At 48.2% G+C, this 26150-nt stretch carries 23 protein-coding genes; 9 read left to right on the forward strand and 14 right to left on the reverse strand.

Annotated features, from left to right (window positions below; translation table 11 throughout):
- The first annotated feature begins 13 nt into the window (after positions 1–13).
- Complete coding sequence (locus A1OO_RS00970; RefSeq protein WP_017005216.1) at positions 14–850, forward strand: symmetrical bis(5'-nucleosyl)-tetraphosphatase; 837 nt, start codon at positions 14–16, stop codon at positions 848–850.
- Here A1OO_RS00970 and folA read toward each other — a convergent pair.
- The 6 genes from folA to rplU all read right to left on the reverse strand — a co-directional run bounded on the left by folA (position 847) and on the right by rplU (position 4883).
- Positions 847–1326 (reverse strand): type 3 dihydrofolate reductase, encoded by a 480-nt coding sequence (folA, locus tag A1OO_RS00975; RefSeq protein ID WP_017005218.1) that lies wholly within the window; start codon positions 1324–1326, stop codon positions 847–849. The two genes, A1OO_RS00970 and folA, sit on opposite strands and share 4 nt — an antisense overlap.
- A 36-nt stretch (positions 1327–1362) precedes the next feature.
- Positions 1363–1839: a threonine/serine exporter family protein gene (locus tag A1OO_RS00980; protein WP_198928374.1), complete on the reverse strand. Its 477-nt coding sequence runs from the start codon at positions 1837–1839 to the stop codon at positions 1363–1365.
- On the reverse strand, positions 1824–2591 hold the full coding sequence (locus tag A1OO_RS00985; protein ID WP_035008761.1) for a threonine/serine ThrE exporter family protein: 768 nt from the start codon (positions 2589–2591) through the stop codon (positions 1824–1826). Before A1OO_RS00985 ends, A1OO_RS00980 begins: the two co-directional genes overlap by 16 nt.
- Before the next feature lie 137 nt (positions 2592–2728).
- Positions 2729–3913, reverse strand: coding sequence for an Obg family GTPase CgtA (gene cgtA / locus A1OO_RS00990; protein WP_016959027.1), 1185 nt, complete (start codon positions 3911–3913; stop codon positions 2729–2731).
- A gap of 383 nt (positions 3914–4296) precedes the next feature.
- The gene (gene rpmA, locus A1OO_RS00995) at positions 4297–4554 is read right to left on the reverse strand and encodes a 50S ribosomal protein L27 (protein ID WP_016959028.1); all 258 of its coding nucleotides are present in this window, start codon (positions 4552–4554) and stop codon (positions 4297–4299) included.
- A 17-nt stretch (positions 4555–4571) separates the two neighbouring features.
- Entirely contained in the window at positions 4572–4883 is a 312-nt protein-coding gene (gene rplU / locus A1OO_RS01000) for a 50S ribosomal protein L21 (protein WP_016959029.1), read from the reverse strand.
- Between the two features lie 269 nt (positions 4884–5152).
- Here rplU and ispB point away from each other — a divergent pair, with 269 nt between their 5' ends.
- Entirely contained in the window at positions 5153–6124 is a 972-nt protein-coding gene (gene ispB, locus A1OO_RS01005; RefSeq protein WP_016959030.1) for an octaprenyl diphosphate synthase, read from the forward strand.
- An 85-nt stretch (positions 6125–6209) separates the two neighbouring features.
- Here the strand turns inward: ispB and mdh are convergent, their stop codons facing one another.
- Positions 6210–7145 (reverse strand): malate dehydrogenase, encoded by a 936-nt coding sequence (gene mdh, locus A1OO_RS01010; protein ID WP_016959031.1) that lies wholly within the window; start codon positions 7143–7145, stop codon positions 6210–6212.
- 301 nt (positions 7146–7446) lie between these two features.
- Between mdh and argR the strand changes: the two genes are divergently transcribed.
- The 3 genes from argR (at position 7447) to A1OO_RS01025 (ending at position 11382) form a co-directional block, all read left to right on the forward strand.
- Positions 7447–7917, forward strand: coding sequence for a transcriptional regulator ArgR (argR, locus tag A1OO_RS01015; protein ID WP_016959032.1), 471 nt, complete (start codon positions 7447–7449; stop codon positions 7915–7917).
- Between the two features lie 396 nt (positions 7918–8313).
- Positions 8314–10887 carry a TRAP transporter permease gene (locus A1OO_RS01020; RefSeq protein WP_016959033.1) on the forward strand — a complete coding sequence of 858 codons (2574 nt, stop codon included), beginning with the start codon at positions 8314–8316 and terminating at the stop codon, positions 10885–10887.
- A gap of 57 nt (positions 10888–10944) precedes the next feature.
- Positions 10945–11382: a universal stress protein gene (locus tag A1OO_RS01025; RefSeq protein WP_016959034.1), complete on the forward strand. Its 438-nt coding sequence runs from the start codon at positions 10945–10947 to the stop codon at positions 11380–11382.
- A 100-nt stretch (positions 11383–11482) separates the two neighbouring features.
- Here the strand turns inward: A1OO_RS01025 and A1OO_RS01030 are convergent, their stop codons facing one another.
- Entirely contained in the window at positions 11483–12118 is a 636-nt protein-coding gene (locus A1OO_RS01030; protein ID WP_017005222.1) for a flavin prenyltransferase UbiX, read from the reverse strand.
- Between the two features lie 98 nt (positions 12119–12216).
- Positions 12217–13575: a UDP-N-acetylmuramate:L-alanyl-gamma-D-glutamyl-meso-diaminopimelate ligase gene (gene mpl, locus A1OO_RS01035; RefSeq protein WP_083248025.1), complete on the reverse strand. Its 1359-nt coding sequence runs from the start codon at positions 13573–13575 to the stop codon at positions 12217–12219.
- 305 nt (positions 13576–13880) lie between these two features.
- Here mpl and fbp point away from each other — a divergent pair, with 305 nt between their 5' ends.
- A complete protein-coding gene (gene fbp / locus A1OO_RS01040) occupies positions 13881–14897 on the forward strand; it encodes a class 1 fructose-bisphosphatase (RefSeq protein WP_016959037.1) in 1017 nt (338 codons plus the stop codon).
- A 102-nt stretch (positions 14898–14999) separates the two neighbouring features.
- Here fbp and tamB read toward each other — a convergent pair whose 3' ends face one another.
- The gene (gene tamB, locus A1OO_RS01045) at positions 15000–18752 is read right to left on the reverse strand and encodes an autotransporter assembly complex protein TamB (RefSeq protein WP_017005226.1); all 3753 of its coding nucleotides are present in this window, start codon (positions 18750–18752) and stop codon (positions 15000–15002) included.
- Positions 18752–20476, reverse strand: coding sequence for an autotransporter assembly complex protein TamA (tamA, locus tag A1OO_RS01050; protein WP_026024101.1), 1725 nt, complete (start codon positions 20474–20476; stop codon positions 18752–18754). Before tamA ends, tamB begins: the two co-directional genes overlap by 1 nt.
- A 149-nt stretch (positions 20477–20625) precedes the next feature.
- On the opposite strand from tamA, the gene msrA reads away from it, so the two are divergent.
- The gene (msrA, locus tag A1OO_RS01055; RefSeq protein ID WP_016959040.1) at positions 20626–21267 is read left to right on the forward strand and encodes a peptide-methionine (S)-S-oxide reductase MsrA; all 642 of its coding nucleotides are present in this window, start codon (positions 20626–20628) and stop codon (positions 21265–21267) included.
- Between the two features lie 115 nt (positions 21268–21382).
- Here msrA and A1OO_RS01060 read toward each other — a convergent pair whose 3' ends face one another.
- On the reverse strand, positions 21383–21592 hold the full coding sequence (locus A1OO_RS01060; protein WP_016959041.1) for a DUF1107 domain-containing protein: 210 nt from the start codon (positions 21590–21592) through the stop codon (positions 21383–21385).
- Positions 21593–21986: 394 nt separating this feature from the next.
- On the opposite strand from A1OO_RS01060, the gene A1OO_RS01065 reads away from it, so the two are divergent.
- Complete coding sequence (locus tag A1OO_RS01065) at positions 21987–22541, forward strand: YtfJ family protein (protein ID WP_016959042.1); 555 nt, start codon at positions 21987–21989, stop codon at positions 22539–22541.
- A gap of 293 nt (positions 22542–22834) precedes the next feature.
- On the forward strand, positions 22835–23752 hold the full coding sequence (locus A1OO_RS01070) for a TIGR03899 family protein (protein WP_017005230.1): 918 nt from the start codon (positions 22835–22837) through the stop codon (positions 23750–23752).
- A gap of 30 nt (positions 23753–23782) precedes the next feature.
- On the opposite strand, the gene cysC is transcribed toward A1OO_RS01070, so the two are convergent.
- Together cysC and A1OO_RS01080 are read right to left on the reverse strand one after the other, a co-directional pair.
- Positions 23783–24403 carry an adenylyl-sulfate kinase gene (cysC, locus tag A1OO_RS01075; RefSeq protein ID WP_017005232.1) on the reverse strand — a complete coding sequence of 207 codons (621 nt, stop codon included), beginning with the start codon at positions 24401–24403 and terminating at the stop codon, positions 23783–23785.
- 17 nt (positions 24404–24420) lie between these two features.
- Complete coding sequence (locus tag A1OO_RS01080; RefSeq protein ID WP_017005234.1) at positions 24421–26148, reverse strand: SLC13 family permease; 1728 nt, start codon at positions 26146–26148, stop codon at positions 24421–24423.
- Between the last annotated feature and the right edge of the window lie 2 nt (positions 26149–26150).

Raw genomic sequence — 26150 nt, forward strand, 5'->3', positions numbered from 1 at the left:
TTCGGGAGCTTTTGTGGCCACTTACCTTGTCGGCGACATTCAAGGTTGCTTTGACGATCTGAAAACACTGCTAGACACTGTCAGCTTCGATGAAAACCATGATCATCTGTATCTTGCAGGGGATCTGGTTGCACGGGGTCCTGATTCTCTGTCTGTACTGCGTTTTATAAAGTCTCTCGGTGCGCACGGGCACGCGGTATTGGGCAATCACGACCTTCATTTACTGGCGGTAGCGGAAGGGTTTAAAAAGCCCAAAGCCAAGGATAAAACCCAGGCAATCCTCTATGCTCCCGATCGTGCCGAACTCTTGTCTTGGCTTCGACAACAACCCCTGCTAATTCATTGTGATTCGAGCAATGACAATGCTCCTGGCTTTGTCATGACTCACGCCGGCATTCCTCCCGATTGGGATCTTGATAGCGCAAAGCGTCATGCCAATGCCGTAGAAAGCATCTTGCGAAGCGACCGCTATTCTTGGCTACTCGAAAACATGTATGCCAACGAACCCGCTAAGTGGTCAGAAAAATTAGAAGGGATCGAGCGTTTCTGTTACACCATCAATGCGTTGACTCGTATGCGTTTTTGCAAACCTGATGGCAGCTTAGATATGGCCTGCAAACTACCACCTGAGGAAGTGACCGATGGCCATTTAGTACCTTGGTTTGAGGTCAAAAAACGCCAGCCCATTGAAGAAACATTGGTTTTTGGTCACTGGGCGGCATTAGGTGGCGTCGTTAATCACCAATTAATGGGACTCGACACAGGTTGTGTTTGGGGAGGAGCATTGACCATGGTGCGTTGGGAAGATAGACAAATATTTAGCCTTCCTTGCCCTGTTCATGCCCATTAGCGATCGAGTACGACAAACTCCATGTTATAGCGGTTTTTGTCATCGGCCATATATGTCTCTGAATGATTGGTTTGCCAGCCATTTCCCCAATCAGGAAAACACGTATCACCGTCAATATCGGCATCAATAAAGGTCAAGTACAAGCGATCGGCGAGCGGTAAACATGCCGTATAAATAGCACCACCACCAATAATAACCGCCTCATCTACGCCATCTACCAGCGCAAACGCTTGGTCAATACTAGACACCGCTTCCACACCTTCTGCTGACCATGTGCTATTTCGGCTGATCACTATGTTGCGCCTTCCCGGCAAAGGGCGACCGATAGACTCATAGGTTTTTCGCCCCATAATCACGGGCTTCCCCAAGGTATTTCGCTTAAACCAGCCAAAATCCGCAGGGAGATGCCACGGCATCGTATTGTCCTTGCCTATCACCCTTCCTTTTGCCATGGCGGCAATCATACTGACTTTCATGCTGTATTGATCCTGTCTAATGAACGCAGCAACATGCTACACCACGGACTTACGACGGTAAAATAACAATCCTGGCATTGCCAATCCAATTGCCAGTGCTGCGATAATGAAAAGGGATTTAATCGCGTTGTTCATCATGGTTGCCCAAAGAGCTTCGCTATAACCTAAGCTGTTTATTTCCACCAAGGCAATCATCGCCTTAAACGCGAACACCCCCGGAACCATGGGAATAATTGCGGCTACCGTGAATACCTTAGGGTGCGCCAGTAAGCGCTGAGACCAATACACCCCAACCATACCAACCAAAGTGGCCGCTCCCAGCGTCGCCCATTCAATTGGCACGCCAAAGTGCATCAATAGAAAACGGCTTCCATGACCTAAAGCGCCACACATCGCGCAATACTTCAATGCCTTGACGGGCACATTGAACACCAATGCAAAACCAACGGCAGGGATAGCGGCAAACAACATGTCATGGAGTAGAGCCAGCAAGAGGTTCATAACCACCCCCATACGCCAGTCATATTCATCGCACCAACAATACCAAGGCTAGTGGCAAGTGTTAGCAAACTTGCAAATACCCAGCGTGCAATACCCATGTTGACGTAACCTTTGACCATGTCTGACACCGCATTGATAAGTGGAAATCCGGGTACCAGCATCAGCACAGAAGAAGCCATTGCAAGATAGGGCTGATTACCTATCTGCTGCATTGCACCTAGGCTGGAAATCAATGTCGTTACGAATGCGGTGATACCAAAATTAAGCAGAGGGTTGAACTGACGGTGCCCAATTTCCTGTCGAACCAGCATGCCAACAAAAGAGGCGAGAAAAGTGATGATAAACACCGCGATGTCCCCGCCGGAAAGACGACTAAAACTGGCACAGGAAAGCCCAACCATCACAGCAACTAACCAGCGGTTATAGCGCTCGGGAGACAGCCTTGCTAAGCGCTTATTCACACCATCTCTTTCGATCAGGCCTTTTTCTGCCATGATCAGAATTCGTTGGATCTCGGTAATTATCCGCATATTGATCCCACGATCCGGGCAACGCCTGGCCGTAGTGATGCAATGTTGATGGGTGATCGTCGTGATCACCATTGAACTCGCCGATAGCGATATTTCAACACTGTCCAGACCCAGCGCTTCGCCAAGTCGACAGCATATATCACTCACCAACTTACTTTCAGCACCATGCTGCAACAACATTTGTCCTGCGTGGCTCACTAACCGTGAAATCTCTCGCTGAACGGGTTCGCTCATTTCTGGCACGTCGTGCACCTTTATCACTCCCACTCTTCCTTGATAGGGCTAAGTTTGTACGCTAATTAAACATGTTTTACTTTGATTTGGATGAAAAAAAACCGCCTCTATAAGGCGGTTTTCTCTATGACCGATAATTATGGACGGTAAATGATTTCGACGTCGTAGTCGTCCTCGTTCCAGTCGTCCCAATCATCCTCATCATCATCGTCGTCATCCGCGCTTTCTTGCTGCTTCTTAAGCTGCTGCTCGTGGTAATCATCCCACTTGAATTCAACTTTACTTTCTTCTGCAACTTCCTGAGTCAACTCAGCAGGCAGAGTCTGGATGAATTCCATCAAATCAAACGTCAGTTGTTGAGTGTTGCCTTTATTTATCGCAGAAATCGCGTAATACGGTTCATCCCAACCAAGCGCTTCTAAAACGCGCTCAATCTGAGCTTCAGCTTCTTCTTCCGAGATCAGATCCATCTTATTGAAGACGATCCAACGCGGCTTATCCGCCAGCTTTTCGCTGTAGCGCTGAAGCTCTTCAATGATAGTAAAGGCGTTATCGACAGGATCCGAGCCATCAACAGGCATCAAATCAATCATGTGCAGTAGAACACGGCAACGCTCTAGGTGCTTCAAGAAGCGAATACCAAGACCCGCGCCTTCCGCAGCACCTTCGATCAAACCTGGGATATCGGCAACAACAAAGCTCTTATCCTGCGCGACACGCACAACACCAAGACTTGGAACCAAAGTAGTAAACGGGTAATCCGCCACTTTTGGTTTTGCTGCGGATACCGCACGAATAAAGGTCGATTTACCTGCGTTAGGCAAGCCAAGCATACCAACATCAGCCAGCAACAAGAGTTCTAGGCGTAGGTGACGTAATTCACCTTTAGTGCCCATACTCTTCTGGCGAGGTGCGCGGTTTACTGACGACTTGAATCGAGTATTACCCAATCCATGCCAGCCACCTTTCGCAACCATGATCTTCATTTCATGCTGGGTGAGATCGGCAATGATTTCGCCAGTATCTTCATCAACCGCACGTGTACCCACTGGTACTTTCAATATCAGATCATCACCGCGCTTGCCGGTACAGTTACCCGCACGACCATTTTCACCACGTAGCGCTGCATGGAAACGCTCAAAACGGAAATCGATCAACGTATTGAGGTTTTCATCGGCTAGCAGGTAAACATCGCCACCATCGCCACCGTCGCCGCCGTCAGGTCCACCACGAGGAACATATTTTTCACGACGGAAGCTAACGGTACCATTGCCGCCATCTCCCGCTTCAACGCGGATCACCGCTTCGTCTACAAATTTCATTTTTTTCTCCATACCCAGCACAACCTAAACAACGTTAGGTATTACGTGACTGCGGGTTAACATTGGCGATTTAGCAGCACCCTGATGGAGCACTTTGGGCTGATGATCATAATGATCTTAGGATCAAATGCCGCACTTCGTTTGATATCGTCATTCATTGTGTTCGAACAAACTTATTCGTAACACCTGTGACGTTTGCGTGACGAGAATCCCTACACTTCGACAGAGCGAAGTTCACGCAAATATATAGCTGCTTAGTCGCCTTTAAACGCTATATATCCAAGTCACGTCAAAGTGGCAATAGCGCCCTTCTTAAAAGTCACTTGGATATACAACAAAAAGCCCCGCCGTAAGGCAGGGCTTCAGAATAAGTTCGAGTGCTATTATTCAGCTTCGATACTAATGAACTTACGGTTCTTAGGACCTTTAACTTCGAACTTCACTTTGCCATCAGTCAAAGCGAATAGAGTGTGGTCTTTACCGCAACCTACATTAGTGCCAGCGTGGAATTTAGTACCACGTTGACGAACGATGATGTTACCTGCAAGAACAGATTGACCACCGAAGCGCTTAACACCTAGACGTTTGCTTTCTGAATCACGGCCGTTACGAGTAGAACCGCCTGCTTTTTTATGTGCCATTTTTCTCTTCTCCTAAATTAAGCGCTGATGCCAGTAATTTTGACTTCAGTGAACCACTGACGGTGGCCCATTTGCTTACGAGAATGCTTACGACGACGGAATTTAACGACTTTAACTTTGTCGCCACGACCGTGGGTAACTACTTCAGCAGTTACTTTGCCGCCAGCCAGGAACGGTGCACCAACAGTGACTTCTTCACCGTTAGCAACCAGCAGAACTGAATCAAACTCAACTGATGAGCCAGTTTCAATGTCTAGCTTTTCCAAGCGAATAGTTTGGCCTTCGCTTACACGGTGTTGTTTACCACCACTTTGGAAAACTGCGTACATGGGTTTCTCCGCATTTCCGCACAGCCTACTGCGTTTAAAAAGTATACAGTGAGGGGTGCGCATTTAATTCATCAATAGGGCGCGAATTCTACGGCAAGATTTGTCGACTGGCAAGAGGGCAATGAAAGAAAATTGGTGAAAACCTGTCCACTGTTGCTAACCCTTGTTTTTCTCACCAAAGACCCTGTGTAGAGGCTGAAAATTTAGTGTACTATCATCGAAAAAATGACAGTTTCAGACTGCATTCATCCCTTGGACCGGACGCATCAATGGACTTTAACACCATCCAAGCACTCATTGCCGATGACATGGCAAAAGTGGATAAAAAAATCCTTGCGCAACTTGATTCTGATGTCGCATTAATCAACCAACTGGGCTTTTACATTGTCAGTGGTGGTGGCAAACGTCTACGACCTATGCTGGCATTGCTCGCAGCCAAATCACTCAATTATCAAGGTGAAGGCCATGTGACGGCCGCGGCGTTTGTCGAGTTTATCCATACTGCAACCTTGCTCCATGATGATGTCGTGGACGAGTCCGATCTTCGTCGTGGTAAAGCGACCGCAAATGCCATGTTTGGCAATGCTGCCAGCGTGCTTGTTGGCGATTTTATATACACGCGCTCGTTTCAAATGATGACACAACTTCGATCCTTGAGGATCCTTGATGTCATGAGTGAGTCGACAAACGTCATCGCGGAAGGTGAAGTGCTGCAGTTAATGAACTGCAACGATCCCGACACGACCGAAGAAAGCTACATGCAGGTGATCTATTCGAAAACTGCACGTTTGTTTGAGGCCGCCACACAGATTGGTGCAATCCTTGCTGACGCGCCGCAAAACATCGAATCGGCCATGCAAGATTATGGTCGCTATCTAGGCACCGCATTCCAATTGATCGACGACGTGATGGATTACACCTCACAAGGCGACGAAATGGGTAAGAACACGGGCGATGATTTGGCGGAAGGTAAACCAACGCTGCCCCTACTTCATGCGATGGCTAATGGTAATGAACAGCAAGCTGCGATGATCCGCGAAGCCATTGAGCAAGGCAACGGCCTCGATAAGCTCGATGCTATCTTAGCTTGTATGGAGCAAGTCGGATCGTTGGAATACACCCGTCAACGCGCTGAGCAAGAAGCGGCAAAAGCCATCGATGCGCTTACCCCCTTGCCGGAGTCTGATTACAAAGAAGCATTAAAAGCGCTGGCACACATCGCTGTACGTCGTCGCACCTAACTTTATTGCACTCTCTCTGTTCTATCATCGATCAGACATAAAAAAAGCGGCTTGATAAGCCGCTTTTTTCGTTTCAGGCTTGTGATTACTTCACAAACTCTTCACCCAAGGTGATGTCTTTACGTAGCGTGTCTAGCATGCTGTCGAGTGCTTCTTGCTCAAATGCACTCAATGGGCCGTGATCCAGAATTTCTTCTACACCGTCTTTACCCAAACGAATAGGTTGTGCAAAAAAGCGTGCGTATTTACCATCACCTTCTACATATGCACACTCAACCACGTCTTTCTCGCCTTGCGCAGCACGAACCAGCGCAAGACCAAAGCGACATGCCGCTTGACCCATAGACAGTGTTGCAGAACCGCCACCCGCTTTCGCTTCGACCACTTCGGTGCCCGCGTTTTGGATACGTGGCGTCAATGCAGCCACTTCTTCTTCGGTAAACTCAACACCGTCTACTTGAGAAAGCAGCGGTAGAATCGTCACACCAGAGTGACCACCGATAACCGGTACACACACGTTGCTTGGATCTTTACCTTTCAGCTCCGCCACAAAGGTCTCTGAACGGATGATGTCCAGTGTCGTGATACCAAACAGACGCTTCTTATCGTAAACACCTTTGGCTTTCAGCACTTCTGCCGCAATAGCCACTGTGGTGTTCACCGGGTTAGTGATAATACCGATCAACGCTTTTGGGCAAACATCAGCAATTTTTTCACTGAGAGAACGAACGATGCCAGCATTCACGTTGAACAGATCAGAACGATCCATACCAGGCTTACGAGCAACACCCGCAGAGATCAACACCACATCTGCACCTTCAAGTGCAGGGGTTGGATCTTCGCCACAGTAGCCTTTGATCGTTACAGGTGTCGGGATGTGGCTAAGATCAACAGCAACACCAGGTGTTACAGGGGCAATGTCATACAATGCCAGATCTGAGCCCGCAGGCAGACGGTTTTTCAAAAGCAGGGCTAAAGCTTGACCAATGCCTCCAGCGGCGCCAATCACAGCAACTTTCATCTCGTTCTCCTTATTTACGATTATTTTTATATCAGACCTTTGGGATGTAGTTGTCTTTGAGGTTTACAAAATAGCCGACACCTACTCCCTTGTTTTAGACCTAATCGCATCATACGTGGCTTCAGTTAGTGTCGACAACCCTATCAAGGTAAGGATAAGCCGCGCTTCTCATTTTTCTTTTTAATGGTCTCTCCCGCTGTTGAAAGGTGATAGGTGCGTCACTTTACTGCGGATTTTATTGCCCGCGACTGAATCACTATGCAAAAATACGCCATCGTGACACGGGTAAGAAAGAAGAAATATGCGCAATTCAGATAAACAAGACCAGTTAGTGAAAGCCTTCAAAGCAATCCTGAAAGAAGAAAAATTCAGCTCTCAGGGTGAAATCGTTGATGCGCTTAAAGGGCAAGGCTACGAAAACATTAACCAATCAAAAGTTTCTCGTATGCTGACTAAGTTTGGCGCGGTGCGTACTCGCAACGCGAAAATGGAAATGGTGTATTGCCTGCCAGTAGAACTAGGTGTGCCAACCACTAGCAGCCCACTCAAAGAGTTGGTCATGGATATCGACTACAACGATGCATTGGTTGTGATTCACACGGGTCCTGGTGCTGCACAGCTTATCGCCCGTTTACTCGACTCGTTGGGTAAAGCAGAAGGCATTCTTGGCGTTGTCGCTGGTGATGACACCATCTTTATTACCCCAACTCGCGCAACCACGACTGAAGGCCTTTTTAACTCGGTATGCAGTTTGTTTGATTACAGTCGTTAATACGGTAAAAATATTAAATTAAGGCAGGATGTTTTTCTTAAGCGTCTGCCTATTTTCCTGCCCATATATTCACTAATCCTCGTCAAATAACCTCTCACTTTTAAGACTTTCGAGTTTTCTTTCACCCAAAGCCACACTTCGATGTGAAATATCATGACAAAATATTTCTCCGGTTTTAAATTCTCGATACAAGTTTGTTATCATCTACTGTTAGATATAGTGATTTCCACTTAGCAAACCGAGCCTTAACCACACTATGCGTTACAGCTGACATCATTGGATGAAAAAGAAATAGCCGTATTAAACGTGCTGAGGAGATAACCCGCTTCAATGCGGGTTATCCGCATCTGATGTCAGATGTTTTTACACTTTACTTGCCGAAAAAGGGACAATGGCATGACGAAGACGACCGAGACACCGCTTGATGCTCAAGACATTGTTGCGCAAGCGGACACCGGGGCCAGAGCTCCATTAGGAATACCGGGGCGAATTCTATGGTTCGTTCCACTGTGCTGGTCTCTATTCCAGCTTTGGTATGCTTCACCGCTTCCATTCATTTTTGGTGTGGGCCTAATCAACGACACGGAAGCGCGATCTATACATCTCGCTTTCGCCATCTTCTTGGCATTTACCGCATATCCTGCGTTTAAATCATCCCCTCGTGACCGTATCCCCGCTATTGATTGGGTCTTTGCTGCACTAGGGAGTTTTGCAGCAGGTTATTTATTCCTGTTCTATAACGAACTCGCTTCTCGATCCGGCGCCCCCACCCAAATGGACATCGTTGTGTCTGTGATGGGCATGGTGTTGTTGCTTGAAGCAACACGCCGCGCACTGGGTCCTCCGTTAATGGTCGTGGCAGGTTTTTTCTTGCTTTACACCTTTGCCGGCCCTCATATGCCAGATGTCATCGCCCACAAAGGCGCCAGCATCAACAAAGCCATGTCACATCTATGGCTGACCACTGAAGGCGTATTTGGTGTTGCCCTTGGGGTATCAACCTCGTTCGTATTCTTGTTCGTACTATTTGGTGCGTTATTAGATAGAGCAGGCGCAGGTGGCTACTTCATTAAAGTTGCATTCTCATTGCTCGGTCACATGCGTGGCGGCCCGGCAAAAGCCGCGGTTGTGGCATCAGGCCTGTCCGGTCTGGTATCGGGCTCTTCTATCGCGAACGTTGTTACCACGGGTACGTTTACTATTCCTCTGATGAAGCGTGTTGGCTTTTCCGGTGTCAAAGCCGGTGCTGTTGAAGTGGCGGCTTCAACCAATGGTCAGCTAACACCACCTATCATGGGTGCTGCAGCATTTCTCATGGTCGAATACGTCGGCATTTCCTATGTGGAAGTCATCAAAGCGGCCGTGTTACCCGCGCTGATTTCCTACATCGCGCTGATTTATATTGTCCACCTAGAAGCCTGTAAAGCGGGCATGGAAGGACTACCTCGCCGCCATAAACCGACGTTCCTTGAGAGCTTGTTCTCTTACATGACAGTGATTGTCGGCATGATTGTGCTAAGCCTTGCTGTCTATTACGGCATCGGTTGGACCAAAGAAGCCTTCGGCTCAGCGGCAACCGTGATAATCGGTATTGTTGTGATGGTCGCGTACGTAGCACTGGTTCGTTACTCATCGCGCTACAAATCAGACGCCGTTGAAGACCCTGCCGCGGCAGATTTATCAGAAGTACCAGACCCTGGTCCAACCGCACGTGCAGGCCTTTACTACCTACTGCCTATTTTTGTGCTGGTTTGGTGTTTAACGGTTGAACGTTTTTCACCAGGTTTGTCTGCATTCTGGGCCACAGTGTTCATGATGTTTATCGTTGTGACGCACCGTCCACTGCTCGCGTTTTTCAATAAAAAGAACCCAATGGACACAGAAACCAAAGCGGGTTTTATTGATCTGACGGAAGCGTTTGTAACAGGCGCGCGCAACATGATCGGTATTGGTGTTGCTACAGCTGCCGCGGGTATCGTGGTTGGCGTTGTGACGCTGACGGGTATCGGCCTAGTGATGACCGACTTTGTCGAATTTGTCTCTGGCGGCAATATCATACTCATGCTTCTGTTCACTGCTGTGATCAGCTTGCTGCTTGGTATGGGCTTGCCAACCACAGCGAACTACATCGTCGTATCGACGCTGATGGCACCGGTTATCGTTACCTTAGGCGCACAATCTGGCCTGATCATTCCATTAATTGCGGTTCACTTATTCGTGTTCTATTTCGGTATTCTTGCCGATGACACGCCACCAGTGGGCTTGGCTGCTTTTGCTGCTGCTGCGATTGCCAAATCCGACCCAATAAAAACCGGTATTCAGGGTTTTACCTACGATATTCGTACTGCTATTTTGCCGTTTATGTTTGTCTTCAACACCCAGTTGTTGTTGCTCGATATTGATGGTCCTGTGCACTTGATCCTAACCATTGTTTCAGCAACCGTCGCAATGCTCGTGTTTGCTGCTGCCACCCAAGGATGGTGGCTAACGCGTAATAAATGGTGGGAAACCATCTTAATGCTTCTCATCACATTTGCATTGTTCCGTCCCGGCTTTTTCTGGGATGAGGTATACGCACCAACGAATGACTTTGAAGGCTCTGCTATTATTGAAGTGGCTGAAAAACTGCCTGATGGTCAAACGCTTAACTTGCAAGTTCGTGGTGAAAATATCGATGGCGACATCATCACTAAGCACGTTCATCTGCCCATAGATACCGCGCAAGCCGAAGGTTTAGCTCGCGTCTTGTCGACAGGGTTGGAACTTCGTGATGAAGACGGCGCGAAATTTGTCGATATGATCCAATTCGGCAGCCCAGCAGAGAAAGCGGGCATCGACTTTGATTGGGAAATCGTTCAAGTCAGCACTCCGGCTGATCGACCAATGAAAGAGTGGGTATTCATTCCAACCTTCCTATTGTTGGGTGTACTGGCATGGAATCAGCGTCGTCGCATAAAGCTAGCGGCTTAATTTCGGCTGGGGCGATAGCGCCCCTTCTGATCACTAACGAATAAGAGAGTGTCACTCATGTATAAACACATTCTGGTCCCCGTTGATTTGAATGATGAGAGTTTTGCCGATAACGCCGTTGAACATGCTGTCTGGTTAGCCGCTCAAACTGGCGCGACCCTGCATCTTTTGACGGCACTACCAGGAATACACAATTCCATGGTGGCGTCTTATTTCCCAGAAGACGCAGCGCGTAAAATGAAACAAGATGTGAAACTGAACCTCAAAGCATTTGCAGAGCGTATGGTGCCTGATGGCGTGGCGTATGATATTTCCGTTGCCGAAGGAAAGCCTTACAAAGCGATCGTGAAAACAGCGGACGCTCTGAGCTGTGATTTGATTGTTATGCCAAGCCATAAGCGCTCAAAAGCCAACAAGCTATTGATCGGCTCAGTGGCATCAAAAGTGTTAGAACAATCGAAAGTTAACGTGCTGATTTTAAAGCCACAAGGCTGATAATCTTCAGACATAAAAAAGGGCGGTCATTGCGACCCGCCCTTTTTTCATTTCATCTCATCGTGTTATTGCAATGCCATCTTGCTTGAGCATCACCCTATCACTCGCTGCGGTGATCATACCCCCAACGAGGCACCAACACCTGCTCAATACCTAAATGATCAAGAATTCTCGCCACCATGAAATCCACCAAATCGTCGATAGATTGAGGCTGATGATAAAACCCTGGTGCAGCAGGCATGATGGTGACACCCATTTTGGAAAGCTTGAGCATATTTTCCAAATGAAGCGTTGAAAATGGCGTTTCACGAACCACCAGCAATAACTGCCCTCGCTCTTTCAACACCACATCTGCAGCTCGTTCAGCAAGGTTATCCGACATACCGTGAGCTATCGCCGCCAGCGATCCTGCCGAGCACGGACACACCACCATTTTCTTTGGCGCTGCAGAGCCTGACGCAACCGGAGAGAACCAGTCTTCTTTACCGCATACCACTAGCTTGTCTGTCGACACACTCAAGTGTTTAACGAGTGCTTCTTTAGCCGCCTCGGGACCTGAAGGTAACTTCAAACCATGTTCCGTCGCTAACACCACGCGAGCGGCCGATGACACCAGCAAAAACACCTCGTAATCTGCCGCTAACAAGCACTCTAACAAACGAAGGCCATAAGGAGCCCCTGACGCCCCACTCCACACTAGTGTAATGCGCTTGTCGCTCTCTGAAGCTTTAATCATGGTCTGACGCCTTAGTCATGGTTTCCCTTTGCATGCTTTGCTTATTTGCTTTGATTAGCCATTCATTCACGTTATTGCCTAACACCTGGCTGCGTAACTTAGCCACCCTGTGCCAATACCTGTTGCAGCTTATCGTGAATGCCGCCAAATCCGCCGTTACTCATCACCAGTATAACGTCTCCCGCTTGGGCTTCTTGTGCAATGCCTTCTACCAAAAGATCAATATCATCAAATGTCTGCGCCGGCGCTTTACATGCCTTGGCAATATCGTTGACTGACCATTTAATATGATCGGGTTGGAACAAGATGACGGCATCTGCGCTGTCTAAAGAAGGGGCAATCTCATCTTTATGTACGCCAAGCTTCATGGTGTTGGATCTCGGCTCAAGCACAGCAAGAATACGTTTTTCACCGACTTTCGCTCTCAGCCCTTCCAGCGTGGTCTTGATGGCTGTGGGATGGTGAGCAAAATCGTCATACACAGTAACACCTGCAAATTCTCCCTTGTGCTCAAGGCGACGCTTGGTGTTAATAAAGCTTCCCAGTGCTTCACACGCTAAATCAGGCGTGACACCAACGTGACGCGCCGCGGCAATCGTCATCAAAGCATTGTTGACGTTGTGGTCGCCAATCAAATCCCAGCGCACTGTGCCCACGCATTGGCCATCGAACCAGACATCAAATTCGCCACCATCGGCTTGTCTTTTTTCAGCGCGCCAGAGACCATCTTCACCTGCAAATTCCAGCTCGCTCCAACATCCCATGTCTAAGGTGTCTTTGACATTCAGATCTTCCGATGGCGCAATAATGCGTCCGATCCCCGGAACCGTGCGAACAAGATGATGGAATTGACGTTTTATCGCGGCCAGATCATCGAAGATGTCCGCATGATCGAACTCAAGATTATTAAGGATCAATGTACGAGGATGGTAGTGAACAAACTTGGAGCGCTTATCGAAAAAGGCACTGTCATATTCATCGGCTTCGACCACGAAAAACATGCTTTCGCCAAGACGCGCAGACACACCAAAGTTGCCCGGTACACCGCCAATCAAAAAGCCCGGCTGATAACCGCATGAATCCAACACCCACGCCAACATGCTCGCAGTCGTGGTTTTGCCATGGGTGCCTGCTACCGCCAGCACCCAGCGATCTTTAAGAAGAAAATCCAGCAACCATTGCGGGCCTGATGTGTAATTCAGGTTTTTGTTCAACACATATTCCACGCAAGGATTGCCACGACTCATAGCATTCCCTACCACCACCAGATCGGGAGCCGGATCCAGCTGAGAAGGATCGTAACCTTGGATGATCTCGATCCCTTGTGATTCAAGTAATGTGCTCATTGGCGGATACACGTTAGCATCACACCCCGTCACTTTATGACCCAACTGTCTTGCCAGAATGGCTGCGCCACCCATAAAAGTGCCGCAAATTCCCAAAATATGTATATGCATACGCTTCCGCCAGCCTAGTTACCCGTTCTGTATCGCAGGGCGATCACAGTTCCGGACACGTCCAAATTACTTCGGTACGAATAAAAAGTTCTACACTATAAACTTTGTAACAAGTTGATTTTTTGCCCAGTCATGGCATGACTACTTGCGCATTGTTGCGTACAGCCGAGATAGCGTGACTCGGTTTAGTATGGAATCAACGTGGAAAATAAGGCGCAGTTTTCGCCTAACACTTGTGGCGTGCACCTCTTTATTTTCAAGCATCTTACCCAAGAATTTAGTTACAGACATCAAAAGGATCTGAAATGTCCGATATGCGTACACTCGGCGAGTTCATCATTGAAAAGCAGCATGAGTACCCTCATGCCAGCGGTGAATTGAGCTCACTGCTATCTTCTATCCGACTCGCTGCAAAAATCGTCCACCGTGAAATCAACAAAGCTGGCTTGGTTGATATTACAGGGGCATTTGGTAGCGAAAATGTGCAAGGCGAACAACAACAAAAACTCGACGTCTATGCCAATGAGAAGTTTAAGTCAGCCATGGCGGCAAGGGATCAAGTGTGTGGCGTTGCCAGTGAAGAGGAAGATGACGCGGTCATTTTCGACAACGCGCAAGGACACAATGCAAAATACGTCATTTTGATGGATCCACTCGACGGTTCCTCCAACATTGACGTCAACGTCTCCGTCGGTACCATTTTCTCGATTTACCGTCGCGTCTCTCCCATTGGTAGCTCGGCGACCATGGAAGATTTCCTACAACCAGGGAATCAACAAGTGGCAGCTGGCTATATCATTTATGGCTCTTCCACCATGTTGGTGTACACCACAGGGAATGGCGTTCATGGCTTCACTTATGACCCATCGATCGGTGTGTTCTGCCTGTCGCATGAAAACATGCGAATTCCAGAGGAAGGAACGATTTATTCGATCAACGAAGGGAATTACATTAAATTCCCGCAAGGGGTGAAGAAGTACCTGAAATTCTGCCAAGAGAATGAACCCGAAGACAATCGTCCATATACCTCACGTTATATCGGCTCTTTAGTTTCAGATTTTCACCGTAACATGCTCAAAGGGGGTATCTACTTGTACCCGAGCACGGCAGCCTACCCAAGCGGCAAACTTCGCCTACTGTATGAGTGCAACCCAATGTCATTCATCATGGAACAGGCGGGCGGTAAAGCGTCTGACGGCGAAAAACGTATCCTTGATATTAAACCCACCGAGCTTCACCAGCGTGTGCCCTATTTTGTCGGTTCAACGCACATGGTAGATAAAGTGGAAGAGTTCTTGAGAGATAACCCTGATCTTGAATAAACGCACAACGTAAATGCGCAGAAGTATCAAGACAGAAAGAAGCCCGTAAATGCGGGCTTCTTTCTTCACGATATCGGCAATGTTATCAAGATAACCAGTGCGCTATTTAATACTGAATTGGTATAGCAAATCCACCGCGTTATCAGCACCGGATACCGCTTCAACATACAAATCTGACAACAGTCGATAGCGCACCGTAAACTCTGGCAGGCTGGTAAATATCCCCACACCGTATTTCACTTGAAGACCCGGAAGAATGTAGCCCGATACTTCGACTTTCTCGTCGTTACCACTGCCTGATGTATCTAGACTTAGATCCTGCACACCAAACGCCTCACCTAGTTTCCCGACCAATTTTCCGCTTTGCGAAAGGCCTAGCCCAATAAGCATTGATGTCATGGCATTGCCATCCGATTCGGCGTCTAGATTCTGCCCTCTTGTGAGGTAAGAAAGCGCGTTAGCTTGTGGCATGGCAGGTACCGAGAACACACTCACCTCAGGAGCATCGGCAGGGCCAGTTACGCGAATACCCGCTTCGACATTATCATCAATCGCATCAGGGTTACGGATCGCCTCAACTTGAAGATACGGTTGCTCTGGCGGCCCATTAAACAGAATCTGACCTTTTTGGATCAGCAAGTCCTGACCAAACGATCGATATGTCCCATCCTCTAAATTGATTTCTCCACTCACGCTTGGGCCTTTCTTATTACTGCTGACATCGAGTTTCCCAACCAAGTTTGTGACTAAACCAAAAGCCTCAAGTCGCACATCGTCACCGATATTCACACCGATTTTTGCATTGATTGATATTGGGGAGGATTCGTTCTCGCTTATAGGTTTAAGATCATCATTCAAAATGACCACATCACTGGATACCTGCACCGCAGAGGCGGGCAAGGATTCAACAACAATACGCCCCCAAGGCACGGAAACATTGCCGGTTACGTCTATTTGTTTAGGTGTTGCTTTCAAGGTCATGTCAGGGCTGACTTCAAGTGCCACAATCGGGGGAACAACCACTTTCAAACGCTGACCTTTGACGTTGAGAGTCGCCAGCCAAGCATTGAGATCACGCCAGTCCGCACTACCGGATAACACAAGATCGCCATCCGGCGTTTTGATGTCACCATTAATGTTGCCTTGGCGACCTGTCAGTGCAATTGTCACGTTACCCTGTCGCACTTCCACGGGTGCAGAAAGGCTTTGTAGCTTCAACCCTGTCAGCTTGATGCTGCCGTTCGCCGTTGGTGCATTGAGATCACCATTCATCACAACGTTGCCATTGAGCATGCCATCAAATTGCGTGTCTTCGCCAAACAACGGCGCGAGCAGATCAAGATTGATGGCGTTAATGTCGAAGGTGCTCTGCAATGTGCGCTTCTTATCAGATAAGTGGGTCATTAAGGCATTAAGCGAAATTGATCCGTTGTTGGCCACATCAATCAAGATATCGGCATTGAGCTTGTCATCTTTCAGCGTCGCGTTCACTGAACTCTTATTCCAACCCAAGGTAAATGGCTGATCGAGTTGCTCGACCAGTTGCCCTTTACCTAAAGTGACCGAGGCTTTCACTGTCGGCAGTGCGTCCGGTTTCCACGCCACATCGGCGTTGGCGTTAAGCGCCCCCGATAAGGTCGTCGTAACGGGCAAAAACGATTGAATAATATCGAGATTAAAGTCGACGATAGATACCTGCGCAGCGCCACTGTCAGAGACCGAAATTGGTTTATCCAAACAGATCCGGCTTTGACTTTGCGTCCAACAAAATGCGCCAACATCGACCTTGCCTGTTTTAAGTTCAAAGCCTAACGGCACCTCATTCGCGAGTTTCCATGGCCCTACTGGCGTAGTGAGCTTGGATTCATACAAGGTGCCTTTCCAGCCTTTTTCGCGATCCAAACTGCCACGTAGCGCCAGATCAGCACCCACTGGCTTGCCCTTCACGGACACTGTCAGGGTTTGATCTTTCTCATCGCCCGAGGCACGTAGCGATAGCTGAGACACATCCACGCCTTCGGCTTTCAACCCTGTGACATCAACAATCAAACCGCCGCCAACAATTGGGAGCGGAGTCACCGAGCCACGAACATTGACACTTTGCACCGTTACCAACTCTTCCCAGCGCAATGTCTTGGCATTTAGCGTCATCGACGCCGTTGGCTTTTTCAACGTACCCGACAGCGCCACATCGCCTTGAATACTGCCACCAGCTTGTGGCAAAGACGCCGACAACTTGGGTAAGTTCAGCTTCAAATTTAAATCTAAGGTGTTGTCTACACGTCCAGTGACAGCCACTTGGTTCGGCCCATGGCGCAGCGACAAACCTTGGGTTTCTAGCTTAATATCGCCTTTGCCTTTCACATCAGAGGCATTCACCTGCCCCACGATGGTCAAGGCTTGATCGCGAACAATACCTTGAATATCCAGCTCGGGAACATTGACTTTCCAACCACCTTGAGAGGTCAGTTCACCGTCATTTTTAAATTGTCCCGAGAGCTTACCTTCCGCCTCTGGCCACTGGAGACCAGGTTGAATGTCATTAAAATCGAGCGCCGTTTTCCATTTCACCTTGTCCGCCCAACCAACATTTGCCGTTCCTGCAATATCGCCGCCTAACGTCGCAAGCTTAAAATCACTTAAGGTGATTTCAGACAAATCGCCGCTCAGTTTGGTTGAAAGTGCCATATCAGGAATCACATCGCCTGAGGCGGATGTTTTCAATGTTGCGTTATAGCGCTTCAAACTACCGCGGGCATTGAGTGCCGTTGACGTCAGCCGATATTCTGCAGCCGTATCAATAGGCCATTGCAGATTCTTACTATTTAACAACAAATCAAACGGTATATTCGGATCAAGTACGTTCACCTTTCCGGAAAGATTCGCTCGTAAGGTGCCAGTTAAGCGCGCGCCTAACGCCAAAGCGCTGAGATCGCCCTTCGCATCTAAGCTCAGCGAATGTCCAGCCAATGGCGCCATGCGAATATTGGCATCGGCTTCTACGGTCAGCGGGTAATTGCCTTTCAAGGCAATATCGCCGTTGAGAGAAACTTTGCCTTGTTCAGCGTCCAGCACCACTTGCGACAGCGTAATATCATGTCCAGCGGCTCTTCCGACCAATAAAAACTGATTGATCACCTGTTTTTCTGGCAACAATAAGGTGGCATCTTTTAGCTCGAAACGTTCGATGACCACATTCAGCGGAAGCGAAACCTCGGGCAGCACAATAGCCTCTGCGGAATTGTTTTTATCACTGCTTCCTACCTTGCTCTTAGCATCATCCGCACGATCACCTTTCGCCTTACTATCACTGGTCGTTGCGAGCGACACATTGATCCCTTGCCACGTGGTCGGTTTTAACGTCAGCGTGTCACGTTGCATTTGCGCTGCCGCAGTGAAGCTGTCCCAATGCACTTTCGTACCGAGAATATCAAGGGATATGTCACTCAAAGACACGCCGCTTAAGAACACAGGAATAGGCGTCGAGATCCGAGATATAGGCGCGGAAGGCTCTTCTGGTGATGGTTCTGTTTCACCGACGGTAACCGTTAACCCGTCAGCCGTCAGCCTTTCGACACACAAAGCAGGTCCAGACAGGCATTTGCTTTCAATATCGAGCGACAGAGATTTCCCCGTCAACGAGAAGGCAGGGCTTTGGTAGGAAATACCACTTAGCGTAAAGCCGTTGAGCAGAGCGCCTTGGCTTTTCTCGATCGTCAGTTCAGGTACTGCTTCTTGAGCCCCCCACACTGCAATTCTTACCCCAGCAGGCGTCAGCAACAATGCCCCGACAACCAGCACAATGAGAACCAACAACAGAATGATGACAATGACAAAACGTTTCAGCCAGCGCATTACAATTCCGGTCCTAAACTAAAGTGGATCATAAAATTATCATCGGTATTTTCAAACCCGTGTGCGACATCCAAACTGATGGGACCGACGGGAGACTCCCAGCGTACACCGACACCAACCGACGTATTCCATTCCGGGGTGCCACTTGTCCACGCATCCCCTGCATCAGTAAACAACGCTGCCCACCAATTGCCTGTCACGCGATAATTGTATTCAAGCGATCCCGTCGCCAAATAGCTACCTCCCTCGAGTTTCCCATCGGAATCTTTCGGTGAAATCGACTCATAACTGTAACCGCGAATGCTGTTATCACCCCCCGCGAAAAAGCGCAATGACGGCGGCACACGTTCAAATTCATCGGTAAACACGCCGCCGCCGTTGGCGCGAAAAATGAATCGATTATTGTTGTTGAGGCTACGAATCCAGGTTGTTTGTCCAATCACGCGATAAAGATTAATGTCGGCGCCCCATATAGGGTCGGCCATTTCAAATGTGATCGACTGCTTGTCCCCCCAATAGGGCATAGCCCCACCACGACTGCGGACACGTAAGAAGTTAATACCGGGCAGTATGAGATTGGAGATATCTGAAACGCTGGCCTGGGTATAATCAGAGTACAACCAACGCAAATACAATGAGCGCTGCCAGCCCGTGTCGTATTTCCAGTGACGAGAGACAGAAGACGTCAGCTCTAAGCTTTTTGTGTCGTTGTTATCGATATTTTCGACACCAACCTGAACCTGATAATACTCGCGCTGCACATCTTCAAGGGGGATTTTGTAGGTCGACTCAAGGGTTTGCTTGGGTTTTGACACATAGAGATCGGTGTTCAAGCTATGCCCACGGCTGTTAAACCACGGCTTTTTCCAACCGATTTTCACGCGAGGCCCGACATCCGTCGAATAGCCAATACCCGTCTCAAACTGGTTTCGCGGCGCAGGTTCGAGGCTCACCGAAATCGGTACTCTGTCTTGACGCAAATCGTCTAGGCCAGCCTCGACCAATACAGACGAAAACCAACCTGTATTCGCCAACGCTTGATTAAAAGCACCGAGATCGCTAACGAGATAAGGCTGACCTTCTTTAAACGTCAGCATGCTACTTAAACGATCTTCATTAATTTGACTGTTGTGATAGTACACATTGCCGAAGTGGAAACGCATACCGCTGCTGAAATGAAGCCGTATAAATGCCTCATAAAGGCCTGGCGCCACTTCCAAGCGAGAAAGGGTATAATCTGCATCGAAGTAGCCGCGACGAATAGCGAGGCTTTGAATGGCCGATTTAAGCGAATCATATTTCCCCTGATCCAGGATGTCGCCTTTTTTCGGTGCCGTTTCCAATAGCTTAGTGAAAGCGTCATCTTTGGTGGCATCACCGTCGATCTGAATATCGACCTCTGAAATGAGGACCGGCTTACCCGGGTCTATGTTCAGTACGATCGTGGCATCCGTGTCTGACGTTTTGTCTTCAACCTTGAAACCAATGACTGGGGAGTAGTAACCCAATGCCTGAAGCGCCTTTTTGGTTTCATCTGCCACACGGGCTTGAAGGCGAAAATTCAGTCGTCGTTCACTTTCAGGGATGGCGTCAATATAAATACTGACATTGTCCTTGAGCGCATCATCTAAACCTTTGATGTCGAAATCCACGCTGGCAATGGCCATTTCTGGCACCAACACGAATCCACTCAGTACCCAAGGTATTAATCGTTTTCTTATCATCAACCGTACGTCTTTCTCTCACCCTGAGAGCCAATTTGATTCTTACTGAACAGTATGACCCTCCATATGATCAGATGTCTTGTTGCAAAAGTGCACCAAACCACGATAAATATGGAATCATAAAAATACAGACGACAAGGAGTCGCGGCATGCTTAACAATAAACAAACCACGGTCACTGCAGAACAAGCACTTCCTAACCGCTCCGCTGAAATTATTCCGGCTGACCCTCATGCCGTCAATGGCACGTCACTCAGCAAAAGCCCATCAGATGGTCATGCGCAGATTTTACTGGCAATGGGCTGCTTCTGGGGCGCTGAACGCCTGTTTTGGAAGCTAGATGGCGTAATTTCAACGTCCGTTGGCTACAGCGGCGGCTTTACAGTCAACCCAACTTATCAGGACGTGTGTACTGCACAAACGGGGCATACCGAAATAGTACAAGTCGTGTATGACCCAGATAACATTTCTCTGGCGGCTATTTTGACACACTTTTGGCAAAGTCATGATCCCACTCAAGGGATGCGTCAAGGAAATGATGTTGGAACGCAATATCGTTCAGCTATCTATTATTTTGACGACGAACAAAAAGAGGCGGCACTCAGCAGCAAAGAGGCTTATCAACAAGCACTGACAAGCGCAGGGAAATCATCTGATATCACGACAGAGATTGATGTTGCGGGGCCTTACTATTTCGCCGAAACATACCATCAGCAGTATCTGCATAAAAACCCGAATGGTTATTGCGGCATTGGTGGTACAGGCGTGTGCTTGCCCCCTTGGGAGCGATGAACGCGTTGATCTTTTTACGTTGCGAATAGGCTCAGATTCACCGCTAAAACGCAGAAACACAAACGCCCGTCATCGACGGGCGCTTTTCAATTTAGAGTAGCGAGAGAGCAGCGTGTTATGCAGCGGCAGCTGTCATTGCTCGGATCTCATTATTCACTTCAGTCATCACAGTCAGCGCGCGCTTATCTTTTTTCGTTGGGGGGAGCAATCTCCCGCCATCAAATTCAAATGCCCCAACGCCATCGATATAAAGCCTACCGCGAAAAAAACCCTTCACGTAGCGAGCAACCTGACGCGGACGGTACTGATTAAAAATACGAAACATTGATGAACTCCTTCCATGCCAATGTAAAAGACCTGTATCGCACACCATTAGTTTCACCAATGGCTGACATTTCTGCGATGCAATCTGAATGCCAAAAGTTCAGGGATTATCTCAATAACAACTTGGACATTAGATATGGGCGGGTTATCCCTATTTCCTGCCACACCGAGTAAGCGTAGCCAAAAATATCCAGATGGCAAAAATATGACACAATGATTCAAAAATGATTCAAATTAGTGCCAAGGATTTTTCTGATTTTGAGTGGTTGGATCTGTTATTGATACGGGCGGTTACCCTGTATCGGCTATAGTCAAATACCGAAACACCCTAAAGATGAAGGACTTCAGTGGTTGTTTCGTACTATCACACACTAATAAATGGGGACATCACCTCTATGCGTTGTATTAAAACACTAGCCTTAGCAACCGCTCTCATTTCAGGTTTCGCTTCGGCACACATCATTTCTAATGGCCAACCTGTACCCTCCGCCACTGTCGAAAAACATGGCGAACTCACGCTGAATGGCGACACGGTTGGTTATCAAACCTGGAACAGCACCGATCTCACTGGCAAGGTTCGCATTATTCAAGCTATCGCGGGACGCAGTAGCGCCAAAGAAATGAATGCACCTTTGGTAGAAGCGATCAAAGCGGCTGATTTTCCAAATGATCAATACCAAACCACCACCATTATCAATCAAGATGATGCTATTTGGGGCACGGGCGGTTTCGTTAAATCGTCCGCAGAAGACAGTAAGCAAGAGTTCAGTTGGTCATCCATTGTCTTGGACAAAAACGGCGCGGTCGCAAAGGCTTGGCACCTTAAAGATGAAAGCTCAGCCATCATGGTGATTGACCCACTAGGCGACGTTCGCTTTGTTAAAGAAGGCGCACTAAGTCACGCAGAAATCACGCAAGTCATTGATTTAGTCAATAAGCTAATGCAGTGATCTTGCTCACTGCTTGAACCAAAAAAACCCGCCAATGGCGGGGTTTTTTAATGTTTTCGATCAATTAGCCGATAAACTGAGACAGATATAGCAAGGTAGCAATGTAAAAAACGACAAGCAGGATATTCACAGAATTCACTTTGAACTTTTTCACTGCGATGACTCCTCCTTGTTTGTTCGGCATTTGATTAAATGTTAACAAATTTAATTTAATTTTAACATAGTTGATTAATTGCCGGTCTTGCTAAACCATTGCTAAAACATTCATTTATCGCATGCAGGCGGATGAAAATATGGCTGAACCAAAGAAAACAGTGGTGATTGAAGCCGTCATCGTCGATGACAGCAACAAGAAACACGCAGGCAGCACCCAGAGCGGCCAAGAGAATCACGTTAAGTCTAGTCAACAAAAGTTGTCTGCCATTGCAACGGCTCACCATATTGATGCAAAGCTGCACGACATTGAGCACGACAGCCTGACCACTCGCGCTGGATATCGACAATTACAAATAAAACAGCAGCAGCAAGCCAACCTTGAGCAGATCATTAAGATCACGCACGATCTGTGCCGAGATGAAACCTCTCGCTCTCCAGACCCCGATTGGCTGTATCGCTTTTTCGAAATGGCGAAAACCATTTACGGCGAAAGCATGCAGAATCTATGGGCACGAATTCTAAAACAAGAGATCCTCAAACCCGGCAGTACCTCTCTGAAAGCGCTGGCGTTATTAGAAACCATCACGCAGCGAGAGGCACAAGCATTGCAGCGAGCATGTTCCCTCGCCTGCACCTTTGGAAGCGACGGTTCAAACAAGCTGATCACGGGGTTTCGCCAACCAGAAAATGGTATGCGTCGGTATTTTAAACCGGACCTTGCGGAGAGATTGGCACTGGGAAGCTTCAAACTGCCCTTTACCGATTTGATGCTTTTGATGGATCTGGGACTCATTTTGAGAACCGAATTGGAATCAGGTCTGCTCGATCCCGCCTCTTCCCTTCCTCTGAGCGGACAAGGACAAACGTTTATGCTGACGCCACTTCGTAAAGGCGCGCGCATTTACTATTATCGTTTCAGCCCAACGGGCAATGAATTGGCAAAATTGGTAGGGCAAAAGTCGCACCCAGAGTATTTGGATGCGTTAATTGCACTTCTGTCGCGCGCGTTTTCTATCAACAGTGACGTGGGATCAACGGTCAACGAAAAAGCATAACTGCGCGACAAAAGCACTGAGCAAGTGTGATCAGGCGATCACACCTTGCTCTCGCAATACACTCAGGCACTGCGCAACAATCCCATCGATCGTGTGTTGATCGGTATGCAAATGAATTTCTGGCTGCTCTGGCGCTTCATAGGCTGAGCTAATACCGGTGAATGCTTTAATTTCCCCCGCTCGTGCTTTCTTATAAAGCCCTTTCGGATCGCGTGATTCACATACGTCGAGCGGCGTATCAACAAACACTTCTAAAAAATCGCCTTTTGGCAGCAGCTCTCGAACCAGCTCGCGCTCTTCACGAAACGGCGAAATAAACGCTGACAAAACGATAAGGCCAGCATCGGTCATCAGCTTTGCTACTTCACCAACACGGCGAATGTTTTCGCGACGATCATGATCCGAAAAGCCCAAATCACGGCAAAGCCCATGGCGCACGTTATCGCCATCAAGCAAATAGGTGTGATACCCCAATTGAGCAAGCTTGTTTTCCAGCGCACCTGCCACTGTTGATTTACCCGAACCTGACAGGCCAGTAAACCAAAGCAATGCCGGACGTTGCTTTTTCTGCTCGGCACGGAAATTCTTATCTATAGCATGGCTATGCCACACGACGTTTTCATCCGTATGCTTCGAGTCCAAAGCACTCATAACTCTATCCTTGTTAATTAAAATGGAAAAAACACCGGTATCAGTCCCAGCACCAATGCCGAATACACCAGCGACAACGGTAATCCGATGCGCAAGTAATCCGTCAACTGGTAGTTACCCACACTGTAGACCAGTAAATTGGTTTGGTAACCATAGGGCGAGATGAAGCTCGCACTCGCGCCGAACAAGACTGCCATAATAAATGGCATCGGATCTACTCCATATCCGAGAGCGAGGCTATATCCAATCGGAAATGCCAGTGCTGCGGCGGCATTGTTGGTCACTAATTCGGTCAATACCAAGGTAAGTAGGTAGGTTGCAATCAACGCCCCGTACACCCCCCAGCCATTAAACCAAAAGATAAAAAGCTCACCCATTTGCGCGGAGAGTCCTGAAGTGATCATCAATTGCGCCAAACTCAACGCACTGCCGACAATCACAACAATTTCGGCGGGGAAGCGGCGCTTCAATTCCACCAAATTAACCACTCCCGTCAGCAACAGAACGGTCAGGTACGCTGCTAATCCGTTAAGCAGCGGAATCCAATCCATCAATGCCGCGCCAATCACAGAAGCAAAACCAGCGAGTACCCACGCACTCATGGCCGAATCCAAACGTGCGCTTGAATCTAGCCCATTGACCAGCACAAACTCACGTTGCATTCGCTGCTGTGCCTTAGCAAAACCTTTGCCTGGCACAATGACCAAGGTGTCACCGGCCTGCAAAGCGATGTTACCTAAGCCACCTTCGAGCTTTTCATGCCCACGACGAATAGCGACCACTACCGCATCAAAATTTTCACGAAATTTAGCTTCTTTGAGTGATTTACCCAGAATTGACGCGCTATGGCTCACCACCAGTTCAAGTAAGTTCTGACCGTTAATATGATGCTGACCAAACAGCGCCAGACCTTCAATTTCTTGTAAGGTTGCTACGCTTTCCACATCCCCACAAAATTGTAATTTGTCACCTTCACGTAATTTAGTATCCGGGCAAACAGGTGCAATCAATTCACCATCCCGCACGATTTCTGCCAGAAACAATCGGCGTAATGCGCGTAAATCGTTTTCGACCACGGTTTTGCCAACAAGTGGTGAGCCTTTGGTGACAACGGCTTCTAATACATAAGGCAGATCATCGTCACTTTGATCGTCGTGATTTGGCAGCAGATAACAGAAAGGGATCAACACCAACAAGCCGCCAGCCAATACGGCTAGGCCTATCATTGATGGCGCGAAGAAACTCAGTGAAGGCAAGCCCGCGTTTTCGACGAAGCTGTTAATGATGAGGTTAGTCGAGGTGCCGATCAGCGTCAGCGTTCCCCCCAAGATCGCCGCATAAGAAAGCGGGATCAACAAACGCGATGGGGCATGACGACGGTTGCGTTTTACCGCACCGATCAAAGACACCACCACCGCAGTATTGTTAGTAAAGGAGCTAAGAATCGCGGTGGATAGTCCGAGCTTGGCCACCACGGTACCTAACCGACCCGTTGATAACTGACCACTGACCCAGCTCACCAATCGGGTTTTTTCTAACGCTGCAGACGCCAGAATCAACATCACAAGGGTTAGCAAGGAACTGTTGGTGAAGTTCCCTGCCAGCGCCTCGACAGAAATCAGTCCAGATTGAAACGCGATGAATGCCACCGCTGCAAACAAAATGGCCGGCTTGATCTTGGACAGTACCAAGCCTGCAACCACTGCCAGCAGCAGACCCATCACCAGAGACTGATCCCAGTTCATAA

The sequence above is a fragment of the Enterovibrio norvegicus FF-33 genome, assembly GCF_000286835.2.
GTDB classification, from domain to species: Bacteria; Pseudomonadota; Gammaproteobacteria; order Enterobacterales; family Vibrionaceae; genus Enterovibrio; species Enterovibrio norvegicus_A.

Excerpts from the sequence above, each read along its gene's own strand:
- A1OO_RS00980 (WP_198928374.1), bottom strand. The coding sequence starts at position 1,839 with ATGGGGGTGGTTATGAACCTCTTGCTGGCTCTACTCCATGACATGTTG.
- ispB (WP_016959030.1), top strand. The coding sequence starts at position 5,153 with ATGGACTTTAACACCATCCAAGCACTCATTGCCGATGACATGGCAAAA.
- tamA (WP_026024101.1), bottom strand. The coding sequence starts at position 20,476 with ATGATAAGAAAACGATTAATACCTTGGGTACTGAGTGGATTCGTGTTG.
- rplU (WP_016959029.1), bottom strand. The coding sequence starts at position 4,883 with ATGTACGCAGTTTTCCAAAGTGGTGGTAAACAACACCGTGTAAGCGAA.
- fbp (WP_016959037.1), top strand. The coding sequence starts at position 13,881 with ATGTCCGATATGCGTACACTCGGCGAGTTCATCATTGAAAAGCAGCAT.
- A1OO_RS01025 (WP_016959034.1), top strand. The coding sequence starts at position 10,945 with ATGTATAAACACATTCTGGTCCCCGTTGATTTGAATGATGAGAGTTTT.
- A1OO_RS01030 (WP_017005222.1), bottom strand. The coding sequence starts at position 12,118 with ATGATTAAAGCTTCAGAGAGCGACAAGCGCATTACACTAGTGTGGAGT.
- mpl (WP_083248025.1), bottom strand. The coding sequence starts at position 13,575 with ATGCATATACATATTTTGGGAATTTGCGGCACTTTTATGGGTGGCGCA.
- A1OO_RS01020 (WP_016959033.1), top strand. The coding sequence starts at position 8,314 with ATGACGAAGACGACCGAGACACCGCTTGATGCTCAAGACATTGTTGCG.
- A1OO_RS01065 (WP_016959042.1), top strand. The coding sequence starts at position 21,987 with ATGCGTTGTATTAAAACACTAGCCTTAGCAACCGCTCTCATTTCAGGT.
- cysC (WP_017005232.1), bottom strand. The coding sequence starts at position 24,403 with ATGAGTGCTTTGGACTCGAAGCATACGGATGAAAACGTCGTGTGGCAT.
- tamB (WP_017005226.1), bottom strand. The coding sequence starts at position 18,752 with ATGCGCTGGCTGAAACGTTTTGTCATTGTCATCATTCTGTTGTTGGTT.
- A1OO_RS01070 (WP_017005230.1), top strand. The coding sequence starts at position 22,835 with ATGGCTGAACCAAAGAAAACAGTGGTGATTGAAGCCGTCATCGTCGAT.
- A1OO_RS00985 (WP_035008761.1), bottom strand. The coding sequence starts at position 2,591 with ATGAGCGAACCCGTTCAGCGAGAGATTTCACGGTTAGTGAGCCACGCA.
- argR (WP_016959032.1), top strand. The coding sequence starts at position 7,447 with ATGCGCAATTCAGATAAACAAGACCAGTTAGTGAAAGCCTTCAAAGCA.
- msrA (WP_016959040.1), top strand. The coding sequence starts at position 20,626 with ATGCTTAACAATAAACAAACCACGGTCACTGCAGAACAAGCACTTCCT.
- rpmA (WP_016959028.1), bottom strand. The coding sequence starts at position 4,554 with ATGGCACATAAAAAAGCAGGCGGTTCTACTCGTAACGGCCGTGATTCA.
- cgtA (WP_016959027.1), bottom strand. The coding sequence starts at position 3,913 with ATGAAATTTGTAGACGAAGCGGTGATCCGCGTTGAAGCGGGAGATGGC.
- A1OO_RS01080 (WP_017005234.1), bottom strand. The coding sequence starts at position 26,148 with ATGAACTGGGATCAGTCTCTGGTGATGGGTCTGCTGCTGGCAGTGGTT.
- mdh (WP_016959031.1), bottom strand. The coding sequence starts at position 7,145 with ATGAAAGTTGCTGTGATTGGCGCCGCTGGAGGCATTGGTCAAGCTTTA.
- A1OO_RS01060 (WP_016959041.1), bottom strand. The coding sequence starts at position 21,592 with ATGTTTCGTATTTTTAATCAGTACCGTCCGCGTCAGGTTGCTCGCTAC.
- folA (WP_017005218.1), bottom strand. The coding sequence starts at position 1,326 with ATGAAAGTCAGTATGATTGCCGCCATGGCAAAAGGAAGGGTGATAGGC.